Source organism: Spirillospora sp. NPDC048911 (genome assembly GCF_043198015.1).
Taxonomy (GTDB): domain Bacteria; phylum Actinomycetota; class Actinomycetes; order Streptosporangiales; family Streptosporangiaceae; genus Spirillospora.
Window position 1 is genome coordinate 375,553 of sequence record NZ_JBICUD010000004.1, and the last position, 21,873, is coordinate 397,425.

The window sequence follows — 21,873 nt, forward strand, 5'->3', positions numbered from 1 at the left end:
CACCGATGGAGATCCCAGCCGAGCTCGGCAGGGTGCTCGTGATCATCCCGACCTACAACGAGCGGGACAACATCAAGAGCATCGTCGGGCGGGTGCGAGAGGCCGCGCCGTCGGTGGACCTGCTCGTGGTCGACGATGCCAGCCCCGACGGCACCGGTGACCTCGCCGACGCCCTCGCCGAGTCCGACGAGCACGTCAAGGTGCTGCACCGGACCGGCAAGGAGGGCCTCGGCCCCGCCTACATCGCGGGCTTCCGGTGGGCGCTGGACCGCGGCTACGACGTCATGGTCGAGATGGACGCCGACGGCTCCCACCAGCCCGAGGAGCTGCCCCGCCTGCTCGCCGCCCTCGTCGACGCCGACCTGGTGATCGGGGCGCGCTGGGTGCCGGGCGGCAAGGTCCTCAACTGGCCCAAGAGCCGGGAGGCGCTGTCGCGCGGCGCCAACACCTACACCCGCCTCATGCTGGGCGTGCCGCTGCACGACGCGACCGGCGGCTACCGCGCCTTCCGCGCCGCGACCCTGCAGAAGATCGGCCTGGACGGCGTCGACTCGCGCGGCTACTGCTTCCAGATCGACCTCGCGCTGCGCGCCCTGCGGCAGGGCCTGAAGGTCGCCGAGGTGCCGATCACGTTCGTCGAGCGCACCCACGGCAGCAGCAAGATGAGCCGCGACATCATGGCCGAGGCGATGCTCCGCATCACCCGGTGGGGTGTGGAGGCCCGGACGGCCAAGCTGCGCTCCCGCCGCTGAGCCGCCGGCCCGGCGGCGCGTGACTGGGCGGCGCCTGGCCGGGCGGGGCCTGGCTCGGCGGCGCCGCGTTCGCCCTGCGCATACTCCCGCCGCCGGGGAAACGATCGGCGTGCGCCCGGCGTTGACAGGGGCAGAGAGACCAACCCTCCTACGCGAAGATGGAACCATGCTGGCGCTCGTGATGGTCCTGGCGTTCCTGGTGATGCCGATCCTGGAGATCTACGTGATCATCCAGGTGGGCGAGGTGATCGGCGGCTGGTGGACCGTGGCGCTGCTGCTGGCCGAGAGCCTGCTGGGCGGCTGGATCGTCCGGCGTGAGGGCCGGCGGGCCTGGCGGGCGCTGCAGGACACGCTCCAGCGCGGCGTCATGCCCGACCGCGAGCTGGCCGACGCGGCGCTGGTCCTGGTCGGTGGCGTGCTGCTGCTGACGCCCGGGTTCGTCACCGACCTCTTCGGCTTCCTGTTCGTGCTGCCGTTCACCCGGCCGGTGGTGCGGCGCCTGCTGGTCGCGTACGCGGGACGGCGCGTGAAGATCGCGCAGACGCGGGTCGGCCCGATGTTCCCCACCGGCGGCGCGGGCTTCGACCCGTTCGGCGCGGCCCCCGGCGGCTCCCAGAGCACCGGCGCGCCCCGCGGGCCGGTGGTCCGGGGCGAGGTCGTCGACGAGGACGACAAGCGCCCCTGAGACCCCCTCAGCCGCCTCCTGCGCACCGGAAAAGCAGCAGGGCCCGTACCGTCGGGTGACGGTACGGGCCCTTTCAGCTGATCATGCGGTCTTCCTGCGCCCCGCTCTCAGGATCGCCAGGCGCTCGGCGAGGACCTCCTCCAGGTCTTCGAGCGTCCTGCGCTCCATCAGCATGTCCCAGTGGGTGCGCGGGGGCTTGCCCTTCTTCGCTTGGGGCAGTTCCCCGTCCACCCGCAGGGCGGTGGCGCCGCAGTTGCGGCATTCCCAGGTCATCGGCACCTCGGCCTCGGCTGCGAGCGTCACGGTGAACCGGTGGCCCTTAGTACAGGTGTAGTCCACCTCTTGCCGAGGGGCCAGATCGGTGTTGCGATCGTTCTCGTAGCTCGTCGCTCCGAGTCGGGTGCCGCGAAGTGCGCGCTCGGCCATCGTCACGTGCCTCCCAGACGGCTTGCGGTCTTGTACTCACCAACGCTCCATGCCGAGACAAGATTCCCGCCGGAGGCCGGATCCAACCCTGTAGTTTCGGCCGTCCTGCGCCCTCCGGGAGAAAGTTTCAGCGTCCGGGCCCCTTGCGGGAACTGAGAACGTCGTCTATCAGGCCGTACTCCAGTGCCTCGGCCGCGGTCAGGAACCGGTCGCGGTCGATGTCGGCGGCGACCTCGGCCAGGTCCCGGCCGGTGGCCTCGGCCAGGATCTCCTCCATCCGTTCCCGCATGCGGATGATCTCCCGCGCCTGGATCTCCAGATCGCTGGACTGGCCGCGCTGGACGTCGATGGCCGGCTGCTGGATGAGGATCCGGGAGTTGACCAGCGCGGCCCGCCGCCCCCGGGTGCCCGCGGCCAGCAGGACCGCCGCGGCCGAGCTCGCCTGCCCGATGCAGGTGGTCTCGATCTCGGGCCGGATGTACTGCATGGTGTCGAGGACGGCCAGCATCGAGGTCAGGGATCCGCCGGGGGAGTTGATGTAGAGGCTGATGGGCCGGTCGGGGTCCATGCCCTCCAGCGCGAGCATCTGCGCGGTGACGTCGTTGGCGGCGGTGTCGTCGACGAGGGTGCCGAGGAAGATGATGCGGTCCTCGAACAGCTTGTTGTACGGGTTCATCTCCTTGACCCCGTACGAGGTGCGCTCGACGAACGACGGCAGCACGTAGCGGGCCTCGGCCCGCGCCTCGCGTCTCGTCATGACCCGACCCGCTCGGTGCTGTCGATGACGTGGTCGACCATCCCGTACTCCCGGGCCTGCTCGGCGGTGAACCAGCGGTCCCGGTCGGCGTCGGCCTCGATCTTCTCCAGCGGCTGGCCGGTGTGGTGGGCGGTCCGCTCGGCCAGGGTGCGCTTGAGGTAGAGCAGCTGCTCGGCCTGGATCTTGATGTCGGACGCGGTGCCGCCGACGCCGCCGTGCGGCTGGTGCATCATGATCCGCGCGTGCCGCAGCGCGTACCGCTTGCCCGTGGTGCCGGCGCACAGCAGGAACTGTCCCATCGAGGCCGCCATGCCCAGCGCGACGGTCGAGACGTCGTTGGGCACGAACTGCATCATGTCGTAGATCGCCATCCCGGCGTCCACCACGCCGCCGGGGGAGTTGACGTAGAGCGTGATGTCGCGCCGCCCGTCCTGCGCCGCCAGCAGGAGCAGCTGCCCGCACACCCGGTTGGCGAGCTGGTCGTCGACCTCCTGCCCCACGAAGACGATCCGCTCCGCGAGCAGCCGCTCGTACAGTGCCGCCTCCGCCAGCATGGGCGCCTCCGCCACCGTGGCCTTCATCCTCGGCGCGAACACCTCGGTTCCGCCGCCGCCGAACCCCGGCCCCTGCGTTCCGTTCATGGGCGCATCTCCTCCTGATCTGTACAGTTGGTACGAGATGAACGAAGCGTACGTTTCGTACGGCCGAGGAGGCTAGGGAGGTTCGCTATACGATGAATCCTGTGGATGTGCCGGTTACGGAAGCGCGAGCCAACTTCGCCGATCTGGTCAATCGGGTCTCTTACACGGGGGAGCCGATCGCGTTGACCCGTCGTGGCCGGGTGATGGCCGCCATCGTGTCGGCGGAGGACCTCGAACTGCTGCGGTTGCTGAAGGAAGGCCGGATCGACCTGACGCAGGCCGGCCCGGGCACGGAGGCGGCCGAGCAGAGGCCGGTGGCCGCGCCTCAGCCGATGCGCATCGCGGCCCAGTACCGCCCGCCCGGCCCGCCGCCGCGTCCGCCGGGCTTCGGCCGCTGACCCCCGGGTTCGGGCGGCTAGGGGCGGTTAAGGGGCGGTGATGGCGCGGGGCCAGAGGCCTCGCGCGCCCATGACGTGCCGGAGCGTGGTGAGCTCGTCGGTCATGATGCCGTCGATGCCGAAGTCGAGAAGGCGGTCCATGTCGGCGGCGTCGTTGACCGTCCAGGCGTGGACCTTCAGGCCGAGGTCGTGGGCCTTGGCGACGAACGCCTCGGTGACGAAGGGGACGCGGCCGAGGCCGTGCGGGACCTGGGCGCAGGCGATGCCGGTGGCGGCGAGGCGGACGAGCTTGTCGGTGGCCCCGCCGTAGGACTTGGCGCGCAGCGCCATCACGCCGCGGGGGCCCAAAGACATGCACACGTCGCGGTCGGTGAACAGCGGGAGGCGGGCGCGCATCTGGGCGAGGCGGCGGGTCGAGAACGAGGTGATGCAGACCCGGTCCCAGGCCTTGGTGCGGTGCAGCGCCTGGGCGAGGGGGCCGATGACGGGGGCGTCCTTGAGGTCGATGTTGACGCGGGCCTTGGGCCAGGAGCCGAGGATGTCCTCCAGGCGGGGGATGGGCTCGGTGCCGGCGATGCGGGCCTTGGCGACGTGGGCGTAGGGGAGCCGGGAGATCGCGCCGGAACTGTCGGTGACCCGGTCGAGGGTGCGGTCGTGGAAGGCGACCACGACGCCGTCGGCGGTGGCGTGCGCGTCGGTCTCCAGGTAGCGGTAGCCGAGGTCGATGGCGCGCTGGAAGGCGGCCATGGAGTTCTCCGGGCGGCTCCCGGCGCCGCCGCGGTGGGCGAACGGGATCGGGCCGGGATGGTCCAGGAAGGCGTAGCTGCGCGGCACTCACCCGATTATGTCGGGCCTTGCGGGCTTGCGCGATCCGGGCTCGACCTTACTTTGTCAAGGCGGTGGGCACTGCTACCGTCCTGAGGTTGAAACCCGTGACGAGAGGTGCGCCTGGTGGCTGACGTGAACGACTACAGAGCCGCGTTCGAGATGGTCGACGTGGACGGTGACGGCTACATCTCGACCGCCGAGCTGAAGAACCTCATGCGCGCGCTGGGCGGGCAGGTCAGCGACACGCGCGCGGTGGAGGTCGTGGTGCAGGCCGACGCCAACGGGGACGGCAAGATCTCGCTGGAGGAGTTCGCGGCGCTGCTCGGCAACTAGCGGGCGTTCCCGGCGGCCGACAGGACCGGCGACCGGCGGGCTCGGTCTAGCGGGCCCATTCGCGGCGGCGGGCCTCGCCGAGGGCGATCGCGGTGGCGACCGCGACGTTGAGCGAGCCGACGCGGCCGATCTGGGGGATGTAGGCGACGGCGTCGGCGGCGGCGAGCAGGGCGGGGGAGCAGCCGTGGTCCTCGCCGCCGACGGCCAGGCACACGTCGCCGTCCAGGGGCGCCTCGTGCAGCGGGACGGCGTCGCCGGTGAGCTCGATCGCGACGAGGCGCATGCCCTCCTTGCGCACGGCGGCCGCGGCCTCGGCGGGCGTGCCGGCGTGCTCCCAGGGGACGAGGCGCTCGGTGCCCAGGGCGGTCTTGGCGACGTTGCGGTGGGTCGGGGGAGTGGCGTTGCCCGCCAGCCAGAGCCGGTCGACGCCGAACACGGCGGCGCTGCGGATGATCGAGCCGATGTTGAACGGCTGGGTGACCGATTCCACCAGGAGGCCGAGCCGGGCGTCGGTGCGCCGCCGCCAGTCGCGGTTGAGGCGTTTGACGTCGGTGGGGCGCAGCTGCTTGCGCTCGGCGGGCGTGGTCATGAGTCGGGGCCTTCTGTGCGGGCGGACACGGCGAGGATGCGGTAGGCGGAGCGGGAGGCGACGCGCCGGGTGGGGAAGCCCTGGTCGTTCAGCCATCGTTGCAGGGAGTCGGAGCCGAGGTGTTTCTGGACGACGAGGTGGGCGGTCCCGGCGGGGGTGAGGCGGGGGAGCCAGGTGAGCAGGAGGTCGTGCAGGGCGGCCTTGCCGATGCGGATCGGCGGGTTGGACCAGATGGCGTCGAAGCGCAGGCCGGGGTCCGTCGCGTCCGCCAAGCAGAACCTTACATTGTCAAGGTCGGCGGTGATGGCATTACGCACGGCTGCGGCGATCGCTCGCTCGTTCACGTCCACGCCCACGACACTCGCCTGCGGCGAGCGACTCGCCATGGTGAGGGCGATGGGGCCGTATCCGCAGCCCAGGTCGAGCAGGGTGCCGGTGGCGGGTGGCGCCGGGGCCGTTTCGAGGAGGATGCGGGTGCCGAGGTCGATCCGGTCGGGCGAGAACATCCCGCGGTCGGTCTCCAGGCGCAGGTGCAGGTCGGGCAGGACGAGGTCGACGCTGCGCGGTTTGCTGGCGGCCTCTGGCTGTTGCGCGAAGTAATGTTCCCCCACGTCGGCCGACCGTATCAGCGCCGGGCGGGTACCGCCGCCGCGGGCGGGCACGGCGGGTGGCACAGCGCGGGTCAGGGCGCAGGTCACGGCGGCGGGCGCGGCGCGGGTCAGGGCATGCGGGAGAACCAGGCGAGCGAGGTGCCGCCGGCGGCGAGCGCGAACAGCAGGGCGATGCCGGTGTAGCGGGCGGACACGTCGCGGTGCTCGGTCTTCCAGCCGAGGGAGCTGCCGATGTTGGCGTAGACCTCCGACAGCTGGTTGCCGTCGGCGGCCTCGTAGGCCTTGCCGGTGGTGCCTTCGGCGAGGCTGCGGAGGGTCTCCTTGTTGACCGAGACGCTGGTGGTCTCGCCTTCGATGTCGACGGTGCCGTAGGGGGTGCCGAAGGCGATGGTGGAGACGGGGACGTGGGCGGCGCGGGAGGCGTCGATGGCCTCCTGGACGGTGCGGCCGGTGGTGTTGTCGCCGTCGGACAGCAGCACGATGTGGGCGGGCGGCGGGTCGTTGCTGGCCTGGGCGTCGAAGGAGCGGACGGCCTGCAGTGAGGTGAAGACGGCCTCGCCGATGGCGGTGCGCTTGGCCAGGACGAGCCGGTCGATGGAGGTGATGGCGGACTCGCGGTCGGCGGAGGGCGCGGCGACGAGGTTGGCGTTGCCGGCGAAGGAGACGACGCCGACGTTGAACCGGCCGGGCAGGTCCTGGATGAACTTCTTGGCGGCCTCCTTGGCGGCGCCGAACCGGTCGGGGGCCACGTCCTTGGCCATCATCGACAGGGAGACGTCGACGGCGACCATGACGGTGGCGCGGTCGCGGGGGACCTTGACGGCGGTGGCGGGCCGCGCGAACCCGATCATCATGAGCAGGAGCATGGCGAGGAAGAGCAGCGCGGCGACGTGGCGGCGCCAGCCCGGCCGTTTGGGCGCGACCTGGGAGAGCAGGGCGAGGTTGGTGAAGCGGACGGCGTAGCGGCCGCGGCGCAGCTGCAGGACGACGTAGGCGCCGGTGAGGATCGGGAGCAGGGCGAGCAGCCAGAGCCGTTCGGGTGACAGGAAGGTCATGGGCGCACCCCCGGCGCGACGGTGCGGCCGGCGGAGCGGCGCTGGCGGAGCGCGAAGCGGGCGACGTCGGCGATCCAGTCGCGGTCGGTGCGCAGGACGAGGTGGTGGGCGCCGCTGCGGCGGAGCGCTGCGCGGGTCTGCTCGCGCTGGGCGGCGGCGGCCGCGGCGTAGCGTTCGCGGACCTTCCTGTTGAGGACGATCTCGTGGACGGCGCCGGTCTCGGGGTCGGCCATCTCGACGAGGCCGATGTCGGGGAGGTCGAGCTCGCGGGGGTCGATGATCTCGACGGCGAGGACCTGGTGGCGGGCGGCGAGGCGGCGCAGGGGGCGTTCCCAGGCCGGTGCGCCGCCGGCGGGCGCGGTGCCCGCGGGGTCGTGGGGGGTGCCGAGGCCGGGCACGGGGTCGTGCGGCGGGAGGAAGTCGGAGATGATCACGCGGAGGCCGCGGCGGGTCTGGCCGCGGTCGAGGGCGGTGATGCCGCCGGCGAGGTCGGGGGCGCCGGCGGCTCGGGGGCCGGGCTGGGCGTCGAGGATGGCCTGGAGGGTGGCGTACATGGCGGCCTTGCCGGTGCGGGCGGGGCGGCGGCGGAGCCCGTCGGGCTGCAGGAGGTAGGAGCCGACGCGGTCGCCGAGTTTGACGGTGAGGAAGCCGACGGCGGCGAGGGCGGCGACGGCGAGGTCGCGTTTGACCATGCGGCCGGTGCCGAAGTCCATGCTGGGGGTGAGGTCGACCAGTGCCCAGGCCTCGAGTTCGTGGTCGGCGATGAGGTCGCGGACGTGGGGGGTGGTGGTGCGGGCGGTGACGGCCCAGTCCATGTGGCGGATGTCGTCCTCGCCGGGCTGGTAGAGGCGTGCTTCGGCGAGTTCGGTGCCGGGGCCGGGGATGAGGCCGAGGTGCTCGCCGTGCAGGAGGCCGTCGAGGCGGCGGGTGACGGCCAGTTCGAGGCGGTTGAGGGGGCGTTCGGGGGCGAGGGCCGCGAGTTTGCGGCTGCGGCGGGGCCGCCGGAGGGAGATCATCGTGCCGCCACCGCGACGCCGTGGTTCCACACCACGCGGGGCGGGGGGACGGCGGCGAGGATCTGGTGGATGACGTCGGCGGTGGCGACGCCGTCGGCGAGGGCGTCGAAGGTGAGCACCAGGCGGTGGGACATGACGTCGCGGGCGACGGCGCGGACGTCGTCGGGCAGGACGTAGTCGCGGCCGTTGAGCAGGGCGAGGCCGCGGGCGGCGGATACCAGGCCGAGGGTGGCGCGGGGGCTGGCGCCGATCTCGATGACGCGGCGCAGGTCGGGCAGGCGGTACTGCTCGGGTTCGCGGGTGGCCATGACGAGGCGGACGATGTAGTCGGCGACGAGTTCGTGGACCGAGACCTCTTCGGCGGCGCGCTGGAGGGCGGTGAGCTGCTCGGTGTCGAGGACCTCGGTGGCCTCGGGCGGGTCGACGCTCATGCGCTGGAGGATCTGGAGTTCTTCGTGGGCGCCGGGGTGGTGGACGTCGATCTTCATGAGGAAGCGGTCGCGTTGCGCTTCGGGGAGCGGGTAGACGCCTTCGGATTCGATGGGGTTCTGGGTGGCGAGGACGATGAACGGTTTGGGCAGGGGGTAGGTCTTGCCGCCCAGGGAGACCTGGCGTTCGGCCATGACCTCCAGCAGTGCCGACTGGACTTTGGCGGGGGCGCGGTTGATCTCGTCGGCGAGGACGAAGTTGACGAAGACGGGCCCGAGCTCGACGTCGAACTGTTCGGTGGAGGGGTGGTAGATGCGGGTGCCGACGATGTCGGAGGGCACCAGGTCGGGGGTGAACTGCAGGCGGGCGAAGGTGCCGCCGACGACCTGGGCGAGGGTGCCCACGGCGAGGGTCTTGGCGACGCCGGGCACGCCTTCGACGAGGCAGTGGCCTCGGGCGAGCAGGGCGACGACCATGCGTTCGACCATGTGCTCCTGGCCGACGATGACCTTTTTGACCTCGGCCACGGTGTCCTGCAGCAGGGCGGCGGCCTGGTCGACGTCGTGGGCGGCGACGGTCATCTGCAAGTCCTCGTCATCTGGGAGTCGTCATGGGAGTCCATCGGCGGTCTGCCGGCGGTCGACGCTGGCCTCCGGGTGCCGGGCGGGCGCCTTTCGACCCTACGCGATCATCTTTACCCAATAGCGCGGTATCCCCACGTCCTCGGTGATCTGCGGGGGCCGGGCGGTTGTAGTGTGGCGCCCATGTCCAGGCCGTTGCCACCGGGGGATCCCGCCCAGCTGGGGCCGTACCGGCTGTCGGCGCGGCTGTCGGAGACCTCCGCCGGGATCGTGTTCCTGGGTGAGGATCATGAGGGGCGGCGCGCGAGCGTGGCGGTGCTGACGCGGGGCGCGGCGGGTGACGCGGCGGCGCGGGACCGGTTCCGCGCGGCGATCACGGCGGCGCTGCCGGGTCCGGGGCGGCCGCCGGAGTTCGGGCCGGAGGGGCCGGCGCCGGTGGTGGCGGCGCGGCCGGACGGCCCGGCGCCGTGGGTGGCGACGCGTTATGACGCCGACCGGCCCGACCGGGCGGGCGCGGAGCGGTTCCTTGATTCGGTGTTGCTGGAGGGGTCGTTCCGGGGCGGCTGGGGCGGCCGGCGGCGGGGGCCGCAGTTCCAGCCGTACTGGCTGGGGTCGGGTGCGCCGGCGCTGGAGCGGCCGCCCGAGCAGGCGCCGCCGCGGCCGGTGGCGGCGGAGCGGGCCGAGCGCGGCCTGGTGTCGGCGATCTTGACGTTGGCGGCGGTGCTGGTGGTGCTGGCGCTGCTGATGATGGTGCTGTTCGCGTGCCAGCCGAAGGTGAAGGACCAGCCGCCGCCACCGCCCGAGCCGACGTTGCAGACGCCGACTCCGTCGCCGCCGCCGACGACGGAGGTTCCGTCGCCGTCGCCGAGCCGGCCGACGCCGTCGCCGGGGGACAGCGGGGGCGATGACGGGGGCGGGCCGGTCTGAGCCTGTTCCGCGTCCGGCCGGGGCCTGGCCTGGTCTGAGCCGGGGGCTTCCGCGGGGATAAGGCGTTGCGTTTCGCCTGGATATGCGGCGATCATGGGCGGATGCTGGAGAGCCTTCTCGCCTTCACGGGCGCCGCGTTCCTGATCGCCATGGCCCCGGGGCCGAGCACGGTCGTCATCATGCGCCAGTCGATGCGGTCGCGCCGCGCGGGGGTGCTGACGACGCTGGGCAACGAGGCGGGTGTGCTGGTGTGGGGGGTGGCGGCCGCGCTGGGCCTGTCGGCGCTGCTGGCGGCGTCGCAGATGGCCTATGACGGGCTGCGGATCGTGGGGGCGGCCGTCCTGGTCTATTTCGGGGCGAAGGCGTTGTGGCAGGCGCGCCGCGGCGCTCCGGCCGCGCAGGCGCCCGCGCTGGAGGCGGCGAGCGTTCCCGAGTCGGGGTGGCGGTCGTTCCGGCTCGGCGTGATCACCAACTTCGCGAATCCGAAGGCCGGGGTGTTCGCGGTGTCGTTCCTGCCGCAGTTCGTGCCCGAGGGCGCGCCGGTGCTGGTGACACTGATCGCGTTCTCGGCGCTGTGGGCCCTGATCGACCTGCTCTGGTACTCGGGCCTGGTGTGGCTGGTGGTGGCGGCGCGGCGGCTGTTCGAGCGGCCGGCGGTGCGGCGCCGCCTGGAGCAGGTGTCGGGTGTGGTCCTGGTCGGCCTGGGCGTCCGGCTGGCGGCCGAGTCCCGCTGACCGGCGCGCCGGCCGTAGCCTGAGACCATGATCACTTTGGACGGTCTCGCCGACCGGTACGTGGACGATTTCGCCGCTCTGGATCCGTGCCGGGCGGCGATGATGGGGATCGCCGGGCAGGAGGCGAACCTCACCGATTACGGCCCGGAGGGTTTCGCCGCGCGCGCCGACCTGTCGCGCCGTACCCTCGCCGAGCTGGACGCGCTGACTGCGGACGGCGGGACGGCCGGGGATACGGGGCGGATCGCGGCCGGGGTGATGCGCGAGCGCCTCCAGGTCGAGCTGGCGCTGGAGGACGCGAAGGTCAACGACAGCTTCCTCGACACCACCGACGGGCCGCTCCAGCGGCTGCGGCAGGCGTTCGAGCTGCTGGACGACGGCCCGCGCACGCCGTGGGAGGCGATGCTGGCGCGGCTGCGGGCGTTGCCGGGCGCGCTGGCGGGGCTGACGGCGAGCCTGTCGCTGGCGCGGCGGGACGGCCGGGTCGCGGCGCGGCGGCAGGTGCTGCGCAACGCGCGTTCCTGCCCGCAGTTCGAGGACTATGTGGCGGGGATCGCGGCCGGGTACGGCGATGGGCCGCTGCGCGGCGAGCTCGACGCGGCGGGGAGGGCGGCCGCGCGGGCGCTGGCGGAGTTCGCGGCGTTCCTGACCGGTGAGCTGGCGGCGGCCGCCCCCGAGCGTGACGCGCTCGGCCGGGACCGCTACGAGCTGGGCGTGCGGGATTTCCTGGGGACGCGGCTGGACCTGGCGGAGACCTACGCGTGGGGGTGGGAGGAACTCGCCCGCATCAACACCGAGATCGACAACGCGGCGGAGCGGATCGTCCCCGCCGAGCCGCTGCGGGTCGTGCTGGCGGCGCTGGACGCCGACCCCAAGTACCGGATCCGCGGCGCCGAGCGGTTCCGCGCGTGGCTGCAGGAGCTGGCCGTCCAGGCCATCGACGACCTGGACGGGACGCACTTCGACATCCCCGCGCCGCTGCGCCGCGTCGACTGCCGGATCCCGAACGAGGAGGGCATCTACTACCTGGCGCCCGCCGAGGACCTGTCGCGGCCCGGCACGGTGTGGTGGGGCGTCACCGACCCCGGGCAGGAGATCGCCACGTGGGGCGTGCCGGCGACGATGTTCCACGAGGGGGTGCCCGGCCACCATCTGCAGGTGGGGGTCACCACGCTCAACACCACGACGCTCAACCGGTTCCAGCGGCTGGGCAGCGAGCTGTTCCCCGGCCACTGCGAGGGCTGGGGCCTGTACGCCGAGCGGCTGATGGACGAGCTGGGGTACTTCACCGACCCCGCGTACCGGCTGGGCCTGTGGGCGGGCGGCCAGCGGTTCCGCGCGGCGCGGATCGTGGTGGACATCGGCCTGCACCTGGAGCTGGAGATCCCTGAGCGGGCGCGGTTCCACGCGGGGGAGCGGTGGACGCCGGAGCTGGCGCTGGAGTTCATGCGCGGCCACACCACCCCCGACATCCCGGTGGCGTTCGAGATCGACCGGTATCTGGGGCGGCCGGGGCAGGCGATCGCCTACAAGCTCGGTGAGAAGGTGTGGCTGGAGGCGCGGGAGGCCGCCCGCCGCCGCGACGGCGCGGCCTTCGACCTGAAGGCCTTCCACCGCCGCGCGCTGGACCTGGGCCCGATGGGCCTGGACATGCTCCGCGCCGAACTCGCGGCCGTCTGACCGCCTGTCCCCGGGGCCCGTCCTCCGGGCCCGCTCTCGGGGTGGATGCCGTCACGGGCCTGGTCCGGGTTCGCCGGCGCGGGTGGTGAGGAAGTCACGTTCGACGGGGTTGCGGGCGGCTTGCGCGGCGCGGCGGTACGCGGCGCGCGCCTCGGTGTGCCGGCCGAGGCGTTCCAGCATCTGGGCGCGGGCGGCGTCGAGACGGTGGTAGCGCGCGAACCGGGGGTCGCCGGCGATGCGGTCGAGTTCGGCGAGGCCCGCCGCGGGGCCGGCCGCCATCGACACGGCGACGGCGCGGCCGAGCGCGGCGACCGGTGCGGGGTGCACCCGCAGCAGCACGTCGTAGAGCGCGACGATCTGGGGCCAGTCGGTGTCGGCGGCGGTGGGCGCCTCGGCGTGCAGCGCGGCGATCGCGGCCTGCACGGTGTAGGGTCCGGCGCCGCCGGGGCGGGCGGTGCGCAGCGCGCGTTCGACCAGGGCGCGTCCCTCGGTGATCGCTCCGGTGTTCCAGCGGGAGCGGTCCTGGTCGGCCAGCAGGATCAGGGCGCCGCCGGGGCCGGCGCGGGTGGCGCGGCGGGAGTCCAGCAGGAGCAGCAGCGCGAGGAGCCCGGTGACCTCGCTTTCGCCGGGCAGCATCTCGGCCAGCAGCCGGGCGAGCCGGATCGCCTGGTCGAGCAGCTCGGGCCGGGTGAGGGTGGTGCCCTGGCTGCCGGTGTGCCCCTCGGTGAACAGCAGCGAGATCACGGCCAGGACGGCCGGGAGGCGTTCGGCGAGTTCGCCGCCGCCGGGGGAGCGGTAGGGGATCCCGGCTTCGTGGATCTTCTTCTTGGCGCGGGTGAGCCGGGCGGCCATGGTGGGCTCGGTCACCAGGAACAGCCGGGCGATCTCGGGGACGTGCAGGCCGCACACCAGCCGCAGGGTGAGGGCGACCGCCGCCTGCGGCGCGATCGCCGGATGGCAGCAGGTGAAGATGAGCCGCAGCCTGTCGTCCCGCGGTCCCGGCGGCGCGACGCCTTCGTCGCCCGTGGCGTTGTGGTCGCCCAGGGCGCCGGTGGTGCCGGTGGCGTCAGGGTTGCCGGGGCTGTCGGGGACGATGAGCAGCGGGAGCTTGCGGGCGAGCGTGGCGCGGCGCCGCATCCGGTCCAGGGCCTTGCGGCGGGCGGTGGTGGTGATCCAGGCGACGGGGTTACGGGGCACGCCGGTGCGCGGCCAGGTGGCCAGGGCGGCGACGAACGCCTCCTGCACGGCGTCCTCGGCCTCGTCCAGGTCGCGGGTGAGGCGCACGACGGTGGCGAGCGTCTCCGCCCACCCCCGCCGGTGCGCCTCCGCCACGGCGGCGTCGACGCCGGTCACGCGTTCCGCGTCTGCTGTTCCGGGGTGTCGACGTCCCAGATCGGGCGCACCTCGATGCCGGTGCCCATCGGGCAGCGCCGGGCGATCTCCAGGGCGTGGTCGAGGTCGCGGGCCTCGATGACGTAGAACCCGCCGAGGTACTCGGTCAGCTCGACGTAGGGGCCGTCGGTGACGGCCAGCCCGCCGGTGCTCGGCCGCACCGTGGTCGCCGACGTCGAGGGCCGCAGCGCCTCCCCCGACCAGGCGACGCCGCGTTCGTCCAGGTGCCGCGTGAACGCGATGTGCTCCGCCATGACGTCCTTGAGTTCCTGCTCGGGCGCGGCGACCCAGTCCTTGTCGGTCTCGTACATCATCAGCATGTACTTCATCGCGGTTCGTCCTTCCGCTGGTGGATCGTTTCGCTCATACGACGATCGGGTTGCGCCGGAATCGACAACCATCGGGTCAGACGCGGGCGAAGGCGGCGCGGACGGCGGCTCCGATGCCGGCGATGGCCTCGGCGGGACGCCGCGCGAACGATCCCCAGCCGAGGAAGCCGTGGTCCAGGCCGGTGCCGGTGAGCAGGGTGACGTCGACGCCGGACTCGGTGAGCCGCGCCGCGTACCGTTCGGCCTGAGGCCGCAGCCGGTCGTGCTCGGCGGTGGCGATGATGGTCGGCGGCATGCCGGTCAGGTCGGCGGCGAGCAGCGGTGACACCTCGGGCATGGTGCGGTCGGTGCCGAGCAGGTACAGGGTGAGGATCCGGTCGACGCCGGACCGCTCGAACGTCAGGCCGTCGGGGTCGGGCAGGTCGGGTGGCACGTCGCGCAGGTCGACGGCCGGGTAGACCAGGAGCTGCAGGGCCGGTGCCAGGTGCCTGTCGCGCAGGCGCCAGGCGGCGGCCGCGGCGATCTGGCCGCCCGCGCTGTCGCCGGCGACGCCGAGCCGGGCGCGGTCGAGACCGTGGTCGCGGGCGTTGGCGGCGGTCCAGCGGACGGCCGCGACGGCGTCGTCGACGGCGGCGGGGAAGGGGTTCTCGGGCGGCCGCCGGTAGTCCACCGAGAGCAGCGCGACGCCGCAGGCGAGGGTGAGGGCGCGGGCGACGGGGTCGTAGGACTCCACGTCGCCCAGCACCCAGCCGCCGCCGTGGAAGTACACCAGGCAGGGGAGGGGGTCGTCCGCGCCGGCCTGGACGGGGTGGGCGGGACGGTAGAGGCGTGCGGGCAGCGGCCCGCCGGGCCCGTCGATCGTGACGTCCTTGACGGCGCCGACCTCGGGGCGGGGGAGGGCGGCGAGGTCGGCGGCGTGTTCCTTGCGGAGCTCGGAGATGGTCCTGCGGCCGGGAGGGGGCTCGGCGGCAAGGCGCGTGCGCAGGAAGGCGAGGTAGTCGGGGTCGCGGCCCATGGCTCTCCCGGTGGCTCGAATGTCCGATTAGAACCTTACGTTGTCAAGCAGGCGGGTTGTAAGGCTTCATCCGTATCCCTCATTCACCCACATCTACGAAGCCGGATTCGCGGAGCGTGATGTTGAGGCGACCGCCGTCCAGGCCGATGTCCAGCGGGCCAGTACCGGGCAGGATTTTGGTGACGCCGTGGTAGGCCATGCGGGAGTCGCCACCGAACACCACCAGGTCGCCAGACTCCAGCTCCAGGTCGGTCCAGGGACGTCCGCGGTTCTCGGTGTTGCCGAGGCGGAAGACGCCGGTGTCGCCGAGGCTGAACGACACGACCGGGGCGCGGCTGCGTTCGTCGCGGTCCTGGTGCAGGCCCATCCTGGCGGCGGCGTCGTAGAAGTTGACCAGCGCGACGTCGGGACGGTAGCCGCCGTCGTCGCCGTAGGCCTCGGTGAGCGCGCGGCGGCCCAGATCGGCCAGCCAGGCGGGGAACGGCTTGACCGGCGTGCCGTCCACCTGGCGCATGTAGCGATAGGGCTCCCAGTGCCAGCCCAGGCACACGGTCCGCACCGACATGACGCCGCCGCCGGGCAGCCGGGTGTGGCGCATGCCCGCTGGCGGCCGGGCCCATTCGCGGCACGCCTCGACGAGATGCCGCTGCGCGGCAGGGCCGAGCCAGCCGGGCACGTGCACGGCGCCGGGTGCCGGCTCGGAACGCGGCCGGGGGATGAGCGCCGTCATGGCCCCACGGTACGGCCGGCGCCGGCGGGCGGTTGATCTAGGGTCGGGTGATGGACGAGGTTCGGCTGCGCGGGACGGGGCTGGCGGCGGTGCCGGCGGAGGTGTGGGACCGGCCCGGGCTGCGGTGCCTGGATGTCGGTGAGAACGCGTTGACCGTGGTCTCCGGGCTGCTGGCGGAGTTGACGGCGCTGGAGGAGCTGTACGTCGACAACAACGGCATCGGGGAGTTGCCGCCGGTGACGTCCATGCCGGGGCTTCGGGTGCTGGACCTCAGCGGCAACCGGGAGCTGGCGGCGTTGCCGGAGGGTCTGGGTGTGCTGCGGCGGCTCCGTTTCCTGTACGCGGCGGACCTGCGCCTGGCGGAACTGCCGGAGGAGATCGGTGCGCTGGCCGACCTGGTCTACCTGAACGTGAACGGCAACGGGCTGACGGCTTTGCCGGGTGCGGTCGGCCGCTTGGGGCGCCTTCGGGAGCTGCGCGCGATGCGGAACGCCCTGGCCGCGCTCCCCGCCGAGATCGGCGGCATGACGGGACTGCGTGAGCTGCATGTGGAAGGCAACCGGCTGGAGGGCGTCCCTGAGTCCGCCGGAGAGCTGGCGGAGCTGAGGGTCCTCAATCTGCGCCGCAACCGCCTCACCGCCGTGCCGGAAGCGGTGCGGCGGCTGCGTTCGCTGCGTCACCTGGATCTGCGTGCCAATCAACTGCGGACACTCCCGCAGTGGCTGGCCGGGCTGCCCGCGCTGGACAAGCTCGATGTGCGCTGGAATCCCCTCGACGCGCTGCCGGACGGCCTGATCGCCGGGCTGGAGGAACGCGGGTGCGTGGTGTACGCCTGAGGGCACTGCGGGGTTTCAGGGGGTGAGGACGAGGCGTCCGCGCAGTCCTCCTTCGTCGAGGCGCCGGTGGGCGACCGCGGCCTCGGTGAGGGGGAGGACGCCGGCGACGCGCGGGGTGAGGCGGCCGGCGGCGGCGAGCGCGGACAGTTCGGCCAGCTGCGTGCCGTCGGCGGTGATCCACACGTTCGCGACGCGGATGCCGCGCAGCGGGGCGGGCGCGGCTCCGCCGGCGACGGCGACGAACGCGCCGCGGTTGCGGACGGCCTCCAGCGCGCGGGGGCCGATGACGGCGGCGTCCACCGCGCCGTCGGCGCCGCCGGGGACGAGGGCGCGGACGGCGGCGGGCAGGTCGGCCGAGGTGCGAGGGACGAACCATTCGGCGCCCAGATCGCGGACGAGGCGTTCGTCGGCGGTTCCGGCGACGGCGGCGACGCGCAGGCCGCGGTGGGCGGCGAGTTCGACGGTGTAGCCGCCGAGGGCGCCGGCGGCGCCGGTGACGAGAAGGGTCGCGCCGCGCGGCAGGTCCAGCAGGTCCAATGCCTGGGCGGCGGTGAGGCCGTTGAGGGGCAGTGTCGCGGCGTGGGTGGCGGGGACACCGGCGGGAGCGGGCGCGACGGCGCTCGCGTCCAGCACCACGTGGTCGGCGTGGGTGCCGAGGGGGACGTCGAGGCGGTCCGACAGCGCGATCACCGCGTCGCCGGTGGTGAAGGCGGTGACGCCGGGCCCGGTGGCGTCGATGACGCCGGCCGCGTCCCAGCCGATGCCGAGGGTGTCGCGGGGCGCCATGAGGCCGGCTTGCGCGAGGAGGCCGGCGCGGGTGGCGGTGTCGACGGGGTTGACGGCGGCGGCCTGGACGCGGATGCGGACCTGCCCTGGGCCCGGGGCGGGCACGGGCACGTCGACGATCTCCAGGACGCCGGGGCCGCCGAAGGTGCGGGTGACGACTGCGCGCATGACTGTCTCCAAATGGTCGATGCTCGGGCCGGTGACAGGCCGGCCGGACGCCACGAACCTATGGAGCGGTACTCTCTGACGGGAAGTAGGCACCTGTGAGTGCGTACCGGACCTGGAGGAGAGCGATGGCGACGCGGACGGCGGCGCAGCGGCGCGCGGAGGCGGCGGCCGCCTATGACGCCTACATCGCCGAGTGCCCGACGCGGCGGCTGCTGGACCGCATCAGCGACAAGTGGGTGAGCCTGGTGGTGAACGCGCTGGCCGGCGGGCCGCTGCGGTACGGGGAGCTGGCGCGGGTGGTCGCCAGCATCAGCCAGAAGATGCTGACGCAGACGCTGCGGAACCTGGAGCGGGACGGCCTGGTGTCGCGGACCGTGACGCCGTCGGTGCCGGTGCGGGTGGACTACGAGCTGACGCCGCTGGGCGAGGGGCTGCTGCCGGTGATGCGGGCGGTGAAGGGCTGGGCCGAGGCGAACATGGACGAGGTCCTGGCGGCGCGCGCGTCCTACGACGCCCGCGACCAGGTGGCGGCGTCGATGCGGTAGAGGACGTGGCGTCGCAGGCGGTGGCCGTCGGCGAGGGCGGGGGGGTCGAAGTCGTCGGCGGGGTCGCGGGTCATGCCGATGCGCCGCATGACGGCCTGGGAGCGCCGGTTGGTGGTCGAGGTGAACGAGACGATCTCGGTGAGGCCGGCGTCGCGGAACCCGTGGGCCAGGGCGCGGCGGGCGGCCTCGGTGGCGTAGCCGTGGCCCTGCGCGGTGATCGCCAGCCGCCAGCCGATCTCGACGGCGGGCTGGAAGTGGGCGTCGAACGCGGGCACCGACAGGCCGGTGAGCCCGATGAACGTGCCGGTGGCGGCGATCTCGACGGCCCACAGGCCGAAGCCGTGCCGGTCGAATCCGGCGGTGATGCGGTCGACGAGCGCGTCGCTCTCGGCGCGGGTGAGCGGCGCGGGGAAGTGCTCCATGACGGCGGGGTCGGCGTTCATGCGCGCGAAGGGCTCGCGGTCGGTGTCGCGCCAGCCGCGCATGATCAGCCGTTCGGTGGTCAGCACGGGAGCCGAGGTCATTCCAGAGACTCTACGGCGGCGCGGGAAAACGGGAAAACCTGTTGAAATCCGGTGGCCGCCGCGGGGAGTCTGGTGGTCCAGGACAGTCCGCTCCTCGTAGCTCAGCGGACAGAGCACCGGCCTCCGACGCCGGGTGTCGCAGGTTCGATTCCTGCCGGGGAGACTCCAGCGCACGGGTGGGCCGTCGCGCGGGCGGCCGGCCGCACGGGCGGGTCAGGGGACGGTCAGCAGGGCGATGGCGGCGCCGGCGCCGCACAGGCCCAGGGCCTGTTTGAAGGTGAGCCGTTCGCGCAGGAAGACCAGCGCGAGGACGACCGGGATGACGGGGTAGAGCGCGGCGAGCACGGACGCGACGGCCAGCATCTCGCGGTGCGCGGCTACCCAGAACAACACGACCGCAGCGCTGCCGACGGTGCCGACGGCCAGCGCGGGCAGCGCGTGCCGCGCGGGGATGCGCAGGGGGACGCCGGCCGCGGCGAGCACCCAGGGGAGGGTGACCGCGACGGACGCGGCGCGGCTGGCGGCGATCGGCCACAGCCCGGCGTCCAGGGGGATGGGTTTGAGGGCGAGGTACTGCACGGCGAAGCCCGTCCCGGCCAGCAGGGCGTCTCCGACGCCGGGGGCCAGCACGCCGCGGCCGGTTCGCGTCGCCGTGGGCGTGCCGGGCGGGGGAGCGGGGCCGGTCGCCGCCAGCCAGATGGCGGGGATCGTCAGGGCGATGCCGAGGAGCCCGAGGGGTGAGGGCCGGTCGCCGAGGACGGCGAGGCCGACCAGCACGGGGATCGCGACGGTGCCGACGTCGCTGAGGGGCACCACCACCGACAGCGAGCCGCGTCCCATGGCGCGGTAGAGGAACGCCACGCCGACGCCCGAGCCGGCGCCCGACAGCGCGCCCCACGCCAGGTCGGCGGCGCCGGGCGTGCCGGACGTCCACAGCAGCGCGCCGAGGACGACGATCGCGGTGCCGCCGAGCTGGGTGTAGAGGGCGACGGTGACGCCGGGGACGCGGCGCGCGAGCAGCCCGGCCGTGAAGTGGGTGATCCCGAACGCGCCCGCCGCCGCCAGCGCCAGCACCTCACCGGGGATCATCGCGGTTCTCGCATGCCCCTTACATAACCGTGATCACGCCCGTAAACGTCCGTGCCCGGAAAACCGGATCTTTCCGCGTCCCGGGCGGGCGCATGTTTGCCGGTGGCGGGCCGGGTAGGCCGCTGGGTGACCCCCGTGACATGCGGCCCGCGGCCCCGCGGGAGGACGGCCCCGAGACCACGTCGGCTGAGCGACGGCCGGCCCACAGGAGGAGCGAACGATGACACAGGTCGCCGACTACGTCCTCTCGCGGCTGCGGGAATGGGGCGTGCACCGGGTGTACGGCTATCCGGGGGACGGCATCAACGGGTTCCTCGGCGCGTTCGACCGCGCCAAGAACGACCCGGAGTTCCTGCAGCCGCGGCACGAGGAGATGGCGGCGTTCATGGCGTGCGGGCACGCCAAGTTCACCGACGAGGTCGGGGTGTGCATGGCCACGTCCGGGCCGGGCGCGATCCATCTGCTGAACGGGCTGTACGACGCCAAGCTCGACCACGTCCCGGTGGTGGCGCTGGTGGGGCAGCAGCGCCGCACGTCGCTGGGCGCCGACTACCAGCAGGAGGTCGATCTGGCGACGCTGTTCAAGGACGTGTCGGAGTACGTGCAGGTGTGCATGACCGCGGCGCAGGCGCGGCACCTGGTGGACCAGGCGATGCGGACGGCCGCCGCCACCCGCGGCGTCGCCACCATCATCTTCCCCGAGGACGTGCAGGAGGAGGACGCCGTCACCGCACCGGACCGGGCGCACGGCAGCGTGTTCTCCGGTGTCGGCTCCTACCGAGGCCAGGTGATCCCGCCGGTCGACGACGTGCGGCACGCCGCCGAGATCCTCAACGCGGGGGAGAAGGTCGCGATCCTGGCCGGGCAGGGCGCGCGCGGCGCCGCCGCCGAGCTGGTGGAGGTCGCCGACCTGCTGGGCGCCGGGGTCGCCAAGGCGCTGCTGGGCCGCGATGTGCTGCCCGACGACCTGCCGTTCGTCACCGGGCCGGTGGGGCTGCTGGGCTCCCGCGCCAGCGACGACATGATCATGAAGTGCGACACGCTGCTGATGGTCGGCACCGGGTTCCCCTACGCCGAGTGGCTGCCCGAGGAGGGCAAGGCGCGGGTGGTGCAGATCGACCAGGACGCGCGCCGCATCGGCCGCCGCGTCCCCGTCGACGCGGGCCTGGCCGGCGACGCGCGGGAGGCGCTGCGGCTGCTGATCCCCTACCTGGAGCGCAAGGAGGACCGGACCTGGCGGGCCGGCGTGGAGGCCGACGTGGCCGAGTGGTGGCGGATCCTGGAACGCCAGGCCCACCAGCGGTTCGACGCGATCAACCCGCAGCTGGTGGCGTGGGAGCTGAGCGACCGGCTGCCCGGCGGCGCCATCCTCACCGCCGACTCGGGGTCGGGCACCACCTGGTGGGCGCGGCAGCTGCGGCTGCGCGCCGGGATGCGCGCGTCGCTGTCGGGGACGCTGGCCACGATGGGCCCCGGCGTGCCGTACGCGATCGCGGCGCGGTTCGCCCACCCCGACCGGCCGGTGGTGGCGTTCGTGGGGGACGGCGCGTTCCAGATGAACGGCATGAACGAGATGATCACCGTGGCGCGGTACGCCGACCGGCTTGCCGGGCCGCCGCTGGTCTTCTGCGTCCTCAACAACCAGGACCTCAACATGGTCACCTGGGAGCAGCGGGCGATGGGCGGCGACCCCAAGTTCCCCGCGTCCCAGGACCTGCCGGACGTGCCCTACGCCGCCTACGCCGAGCTGCTCGGGCTGACCGGCATCCGCTGCGCCGACCCGGACGAGGTCGGCGCCGCCTGGGACCGGGCGCTGACCGCCGACCGGCCCGTGGTGCTGGAGTTCGTCGTCGACGCCAACGTCGCGCCGATGCCCCCGCACGTCATGTCCGACCAGGCCAAGAACACCGCCAAGGCGCTGCGGCACGACCCCGACCGGGTCGGCGCGACCGCCGCGGCGTTCCGGCAGAAGCTCGCCGAGTTCTTCGAGGTCCGCCGCCACGGCTGACCCCGGCAC

The 21,873-nt window shown here is 73.3% G+C and carries 26 protein-coding genes and 1 tRNA gene; 11 read left to right on the forward strand and 16 right to left on the reverse strand.

From position 1 onward, the window contains the following. Positions 1–5: 5 nt before the first annotated feature. Positions 6–752 carry a polyprenol monophosphomannose synthase gene (locus tag ACGFNU_RS19880; RefSeq protein WP_392595507.1) on the forward strand — a complete coding sequence of 249 codons (747 nt, stop codon included), beginning with the start codon at positions 6–8 and terminating at the stop codon, positions 750–752. Between the two features lie 166 nt (positions 753–918). Next, positions 919–1,437 (forward strand): FxsA family protein, encoded by a 519-nt coding sequence (locus ACGFNU_RS19885; RefSeq protein ID WP_392595509.1) that lies wholly within the window; start codon positions 919–921, stop codon positions 1,435–1,437. Positions 1,438–1,518: 81 nt separating this feature from the next. Here the strand turns inward: ACGFNU_RS19885 and ACGFNU_RS19890 are convergent, their stop codons facing one another. The 3 genes from ACGFNU_RS19890 to ACGFNU_RS19900 form a co-directional block, all read right to left on the reverse strand. Continuing rightward, on the reverse strand, positions 1,519–1,863 hold the full coding sequence (locus ACGFNU_RS19890) for an RNA polymerase-binding protein RbpA (RefSeq protein WP_151560963.1): 345 nt from the start codon (positions 1,861–1,863) through the stop codon (positions 1,519–1,521). Positions 1,864–1,990: 127 nt separating this feature from the next. Next, positions 1,991–2,620: an ATP-dependent Clp protease proteolytic subunit gene (locus ACGFNU_RS19895; protein ID WP_392595510.1), complete on the reverse strand. Its 630-nt coding sequence runs from the start codon at positions 2,618–2,620 to the stop codon at positions 1,991–1,993. Further along, positions 2,617–3,201, reverse strand: a complete 585-nt coding sequence (locus ACGFNU_RS19900; protein WP_392596486.1) for an ATP-dependent Clp protease proteolytic subunit — start codon at positions 3,199–3,201, stop codon at positions 2,617–2,619. Before ACGFNU_RS19900 ends, ACGFNU_RS19895 begins: the two co-directional genes overlap by 4 nt. A gap of 152 nt (positions 3,202–3,353) precedes the next feature. Between ACGFNU_RS19900 and ACGFNU_RS19905 the strand changes: the two genes are divergently transcribed. Then, complete coding sequence (locus ACGFNU_RS19905) at positions 3,354–3,659, forward strand: type II toxin-antitoxin system Phd/YefM family antitoxin (protein WP_392595512.1); 306 nt, start codon at positions 3,354–3,356, stop codon at positions 3,657–3,659. A 27-nt stretch (positions 3,660–3,686) separates the two neighbouring features. Here ACGFNU_RS19905 and ACGFNU_RS19910 read toward each other — a convergent pair whose 3' ends face one another. Continuing rightward, complete coding sequence (locus ACGFNU_RS19910) at positions 3,687–4,493, reverse strand: glycerophosphodiester phosphodiesterase (protein ID WP_392595514.1); 807 nt, start codon at positions 4,491–4,493, stop codon at positions 3,687–3,689. Positions 4,494–4,610: 117 nt separating this feature from the next. Between ACGFNU_RS19910 and ACGFNU_RS19915 the strand changes: the two genes are divergently transcribed. Then, positions 4,611–4,820 (forward strand): EF-hand domain-containing protein, encoded by a 210-nt coding sequence (locus tag ACGFNU_RS19915; RefSeq protein WP_392595516.1) that lies wholly within the window; start codon positions 4,611–4,613, stop codon positions 4,818–4,820. A gap of 46 nt (positions 4,821–4,866) precedes the next feature. Here the strand turns inward: ACGFNU_RS19915 and ACGFNU_RS19920 are convergent, their stop codons facing one another. The 5 genes from ACGFNU_RS19920 to ACGFNU_RS19940 all read right to left on the reverse strand — a co-directional run bounded on the left by ACGFNU_RS19920 (position 4,867) and on the right by ACGFNU_RS19940 (position 9,101). Next, a complete protein-coding gene (locus ACGFNU_RS19920) occupies positions 4,867–5,409 on the reverse strand; it encodes a TrmH family RNA methyltransferase (protein ID WP_392595517.1) in 543 nt (180 codons plus the stop codon). Continuing rightward, positions 5,406–6,020, reverse strand: coding sequence for a class I SAM-dependent methyltransferase (locus tag ACGFNU_RS19925; RefSeq protein ID WP_392595519.1), 615 nt, complete (start codon positions 6,018–6,020; stop codon positions 5,406–5,408). Before ACGFNU_RS19925 ends, ACGFNU_RS19920 begins: the two co-directional genes overlap by 4 nt. 107 nt (positions 6,021–6,127) lie before the next feature. Then, entirely contained in the window at positions 6,128–7,075 is a 948-nt protein-coding gene (locus ACGFNU_RS19930; protein WP_392595521.1) for a VWA domain-containing protein, read from the reverse strand. Beyond that, positions 7,072–8,091, reverse strand: coding sequence for a DUF58 domain-containing protein (locus ACGFNU_RS19935; protein WP_392595523.1), 1,020 nt, complete (start codon positions 8,089–8,091; stop codon positions 7,072–7,074). The genes ACGFNU_RS19930 and ACGFNU_RS19935 overlap by 4 nt, the downstream gene beginning before the upstream one ends. Further along, complete coding sequence (locus ACGFNU_RS19940) at positions 8,088–9,101, reverse strand: AAA family ATPase (protein ID WP_392595525.1); 1,014 nt, start codon at positions 9,099–9,101, stop codon at positions 8,088–8,090. The genes ACGFNU_RS19935 and ACGFNU_RS19940 overlap by 4 nt, the downstream gene beginning before the upstream one ends. 183 nt (positions 9,102–9,284) lie before the next feature. On the opposite strand from ACGFNU_RS19940, the gene ACGFNU_RS19945 reads away from it, so the two are divergent. The 3 genes from ACGFNU_RS19945 to ACGFNU_RS19955 all read left to right on the forward strand — a co-directional run bounded on the left by ACGFNU_RS19945 (position 9,285) and on the right by ACGFNU_RS19955 (position 12,442). Then, a complete protein-coding gene (locus ACGFNU_RS19945; protein WP_392595526.1) occupies positions 9,285–10,028 on the forward strand; it encodes a hypothetical protein in 744 nt (247 codons plus the stop codon). 101 nt (positions 10,029–10,129) lie between these two features. Continuing rightward, a complete protein-coding gene (locus tag ACGFNU_RS19950) occupies positions 10,130–10,762 on the forward strand; it encodes a LysE family translocator (RefSeq protein WP_392595528.1) in 633 nt (210 codons plus the stop codon). Between the two features lie 27 nt (positions 10,763–10,789). After that, on the forward strand, positions 10,790–12,442 hold the full coding sequence (locus tag ACGFNU_RS19955) for a DUF885 domain-containing protein (protein WP_392595530.1): 1,653 nt from the start codon (positions 10,790–10,792) through the stop codon (positions 12,440–12,442). Between the two features lie 51 nt (positions 12,443–12,493). Here ACGFNU_RS19955 and ACGFNU_RS19960 read toward each other — a convergent pair whose 3' ends face one another. From ACGFNU_RS19960 to ACGFNU_RS19975, 4 genes are all read right to left on the reverse strand, one after another. Further along, complete coding sequence (locus tag ACGFNU_RS19960) at positions 12,494–13,795, reverse strand: RNA polymerase sigma factor (RefSeq protein ID WP_392595532.1); 1,302 nt, start codon at positions 13,793–13,795, stop codon at positions 12,494–12,496. After that, on the reverse strand, positions 13,792–14,163 hold the full coding sequence (locus ACGFNU_RS19965; RefSeq protein WP_392595533.1) for a YciI family protein: 372 nt from the start codon (positions 14,161–14,163) through the stop codon (positions 13,792–13,794). The genes ACGFNU_RS19960 and ACGFNU_RS19965 overlap by 4 nt, the downstream gene beginning before the upstream one ends. Positions 14,164–14,239: 76 nt before the next feature. Further along, positions 14,240–15,178, reverse strand: a complete 939-nt coding sequence (locus ACGFNU_RS19970) for an alpha/beta hydrolase (protein ID WP_392595535.1) — start codon at positions 15,176–15,178, stop codon at positions 14,240–14,242. Between the two features lie 79 nt (positions 15,179–15,257). Further along, on the reverse strand, positions 15,258–15,908 hold the full coding sequence (locus ACGFNU_RS19975) for an alpha-ketoglutarate-dependent dioxygenase AlkB family protein (protein ID WP_392595537.1): 651 nt from the start codon (positions 15,906–15,908) through the stop codon (positions 15,258–15,260). A 50-nt stretch (positions 15,909–15,958) separates the two neighbouring features. On the opposite strand from ACGFNU_RS19975, the gene ACGFNU_RS19980 reads away from it, so the two are divergent. Then, positions 15,959–16,744, forward strand: coding sequence for a leucine-rich repeat domain-containing protein (locus ACGFNU_RS19980; RefSeq protein WP_392595539.1), 786 nt, complete (start codon positions 15,959–15,961; stop codon positions 16,742–16,744). Between the two features lie 15 nt (positions 16,745–16,759). Here ACGFNU_RS19980 and ACGFNU_RS19985 read toward each other — a convergent pair whose 3' ends face one another. Continuing rightward, positions 16,760–17,698 (reverse strand): NADP-dependent oxidoreductase, encoded by a 939-nt coding sequence (locus tag ACGFNU_RS19985; protein WP_392595541.1) that lies wholly within the window; start codon positions 17,696–17,698, stop codon positions 16,760–16,762. 125 nt (positions 17,699–17,823) lie between these two features. Between ACGFNU_RS19985 and ACGFNU_RS19990 the strand changes: the two genes are divergently transcribed. Further along, positions 17,824–18,243, forward strand: a complete 420-nt coding sequence (locus ACGFNU_RS19990) for a winged helix-turn-helix transcriptional regulator (RefSeq protein WP_392595543.1) — start codon at positions 17,824–17,826, stop codon at positions 18,241–18,243. Here the strand turns inward: ACGFNU_RS19990 and ACGFNU_RS19995 are convergent. Further along, complete coding sequence (locus ACGFNU_RS19995; RefSeq protein WP_392595545.1) at positions 18,204–18,767, reverse strand: GNAT family N-acetyltransferase; 564 nt, start codon at positions 18,765–18,767, stop codon at positions 18,204–18,206. The two genes, ACGFNU_RS19990 and ACGFNU_RS19995, sit on opposite strands and share 40 nt — an antisense overlap. A gap of 90 nt (positions 18,768–18,857) precedes the next feature. Here ACGFNU_RS19995 and ACGFNU_RS20000 point away from each other — a divergent pair. Next, a tRNA-Arg gene (locus ACGFNU_RS20000) sits at positions 18,858–18,930 on the forward strand. Between the two features lie 50 nt (positions 18,931–18,980). On the opposite strand, the gene ACGFNU_RS20005 is transcribed toward ACGFNU_RS20000, so the two are convergent. Then, the gene (locus ACGFNU_RS20005) at positions 18,981–19,856 is read right to left on the reverse strand and encodes an EamA family transporter (RefSeq protein WP_392595547.1); all 876 of its coding nucleotides are present in this window, start codon (positions 19,854–19,856) and stop codon (positions 18,981–18,983) included. 220 nt (positions 19,857–20,076) lie between these two features. Here ACGFNU_RS20005 and ACGFNU_RS20010 point away from each other — a divergent pair, with 220 nt between their 5' ends. Beyond that, on the forward strand, positions 20,077–21,864 hold the full coding sequence (locus ACGFNU_RS20010; protein WP_392595549.1) for a thiamine pyrophosphate-requiring protein: 1,788 nt from the start codon (positions 20,077–20,079) through the stop codon (positions 21,862–21,864). Positions 21,865–21,873 lie beyond the last annotated feature (9 nt).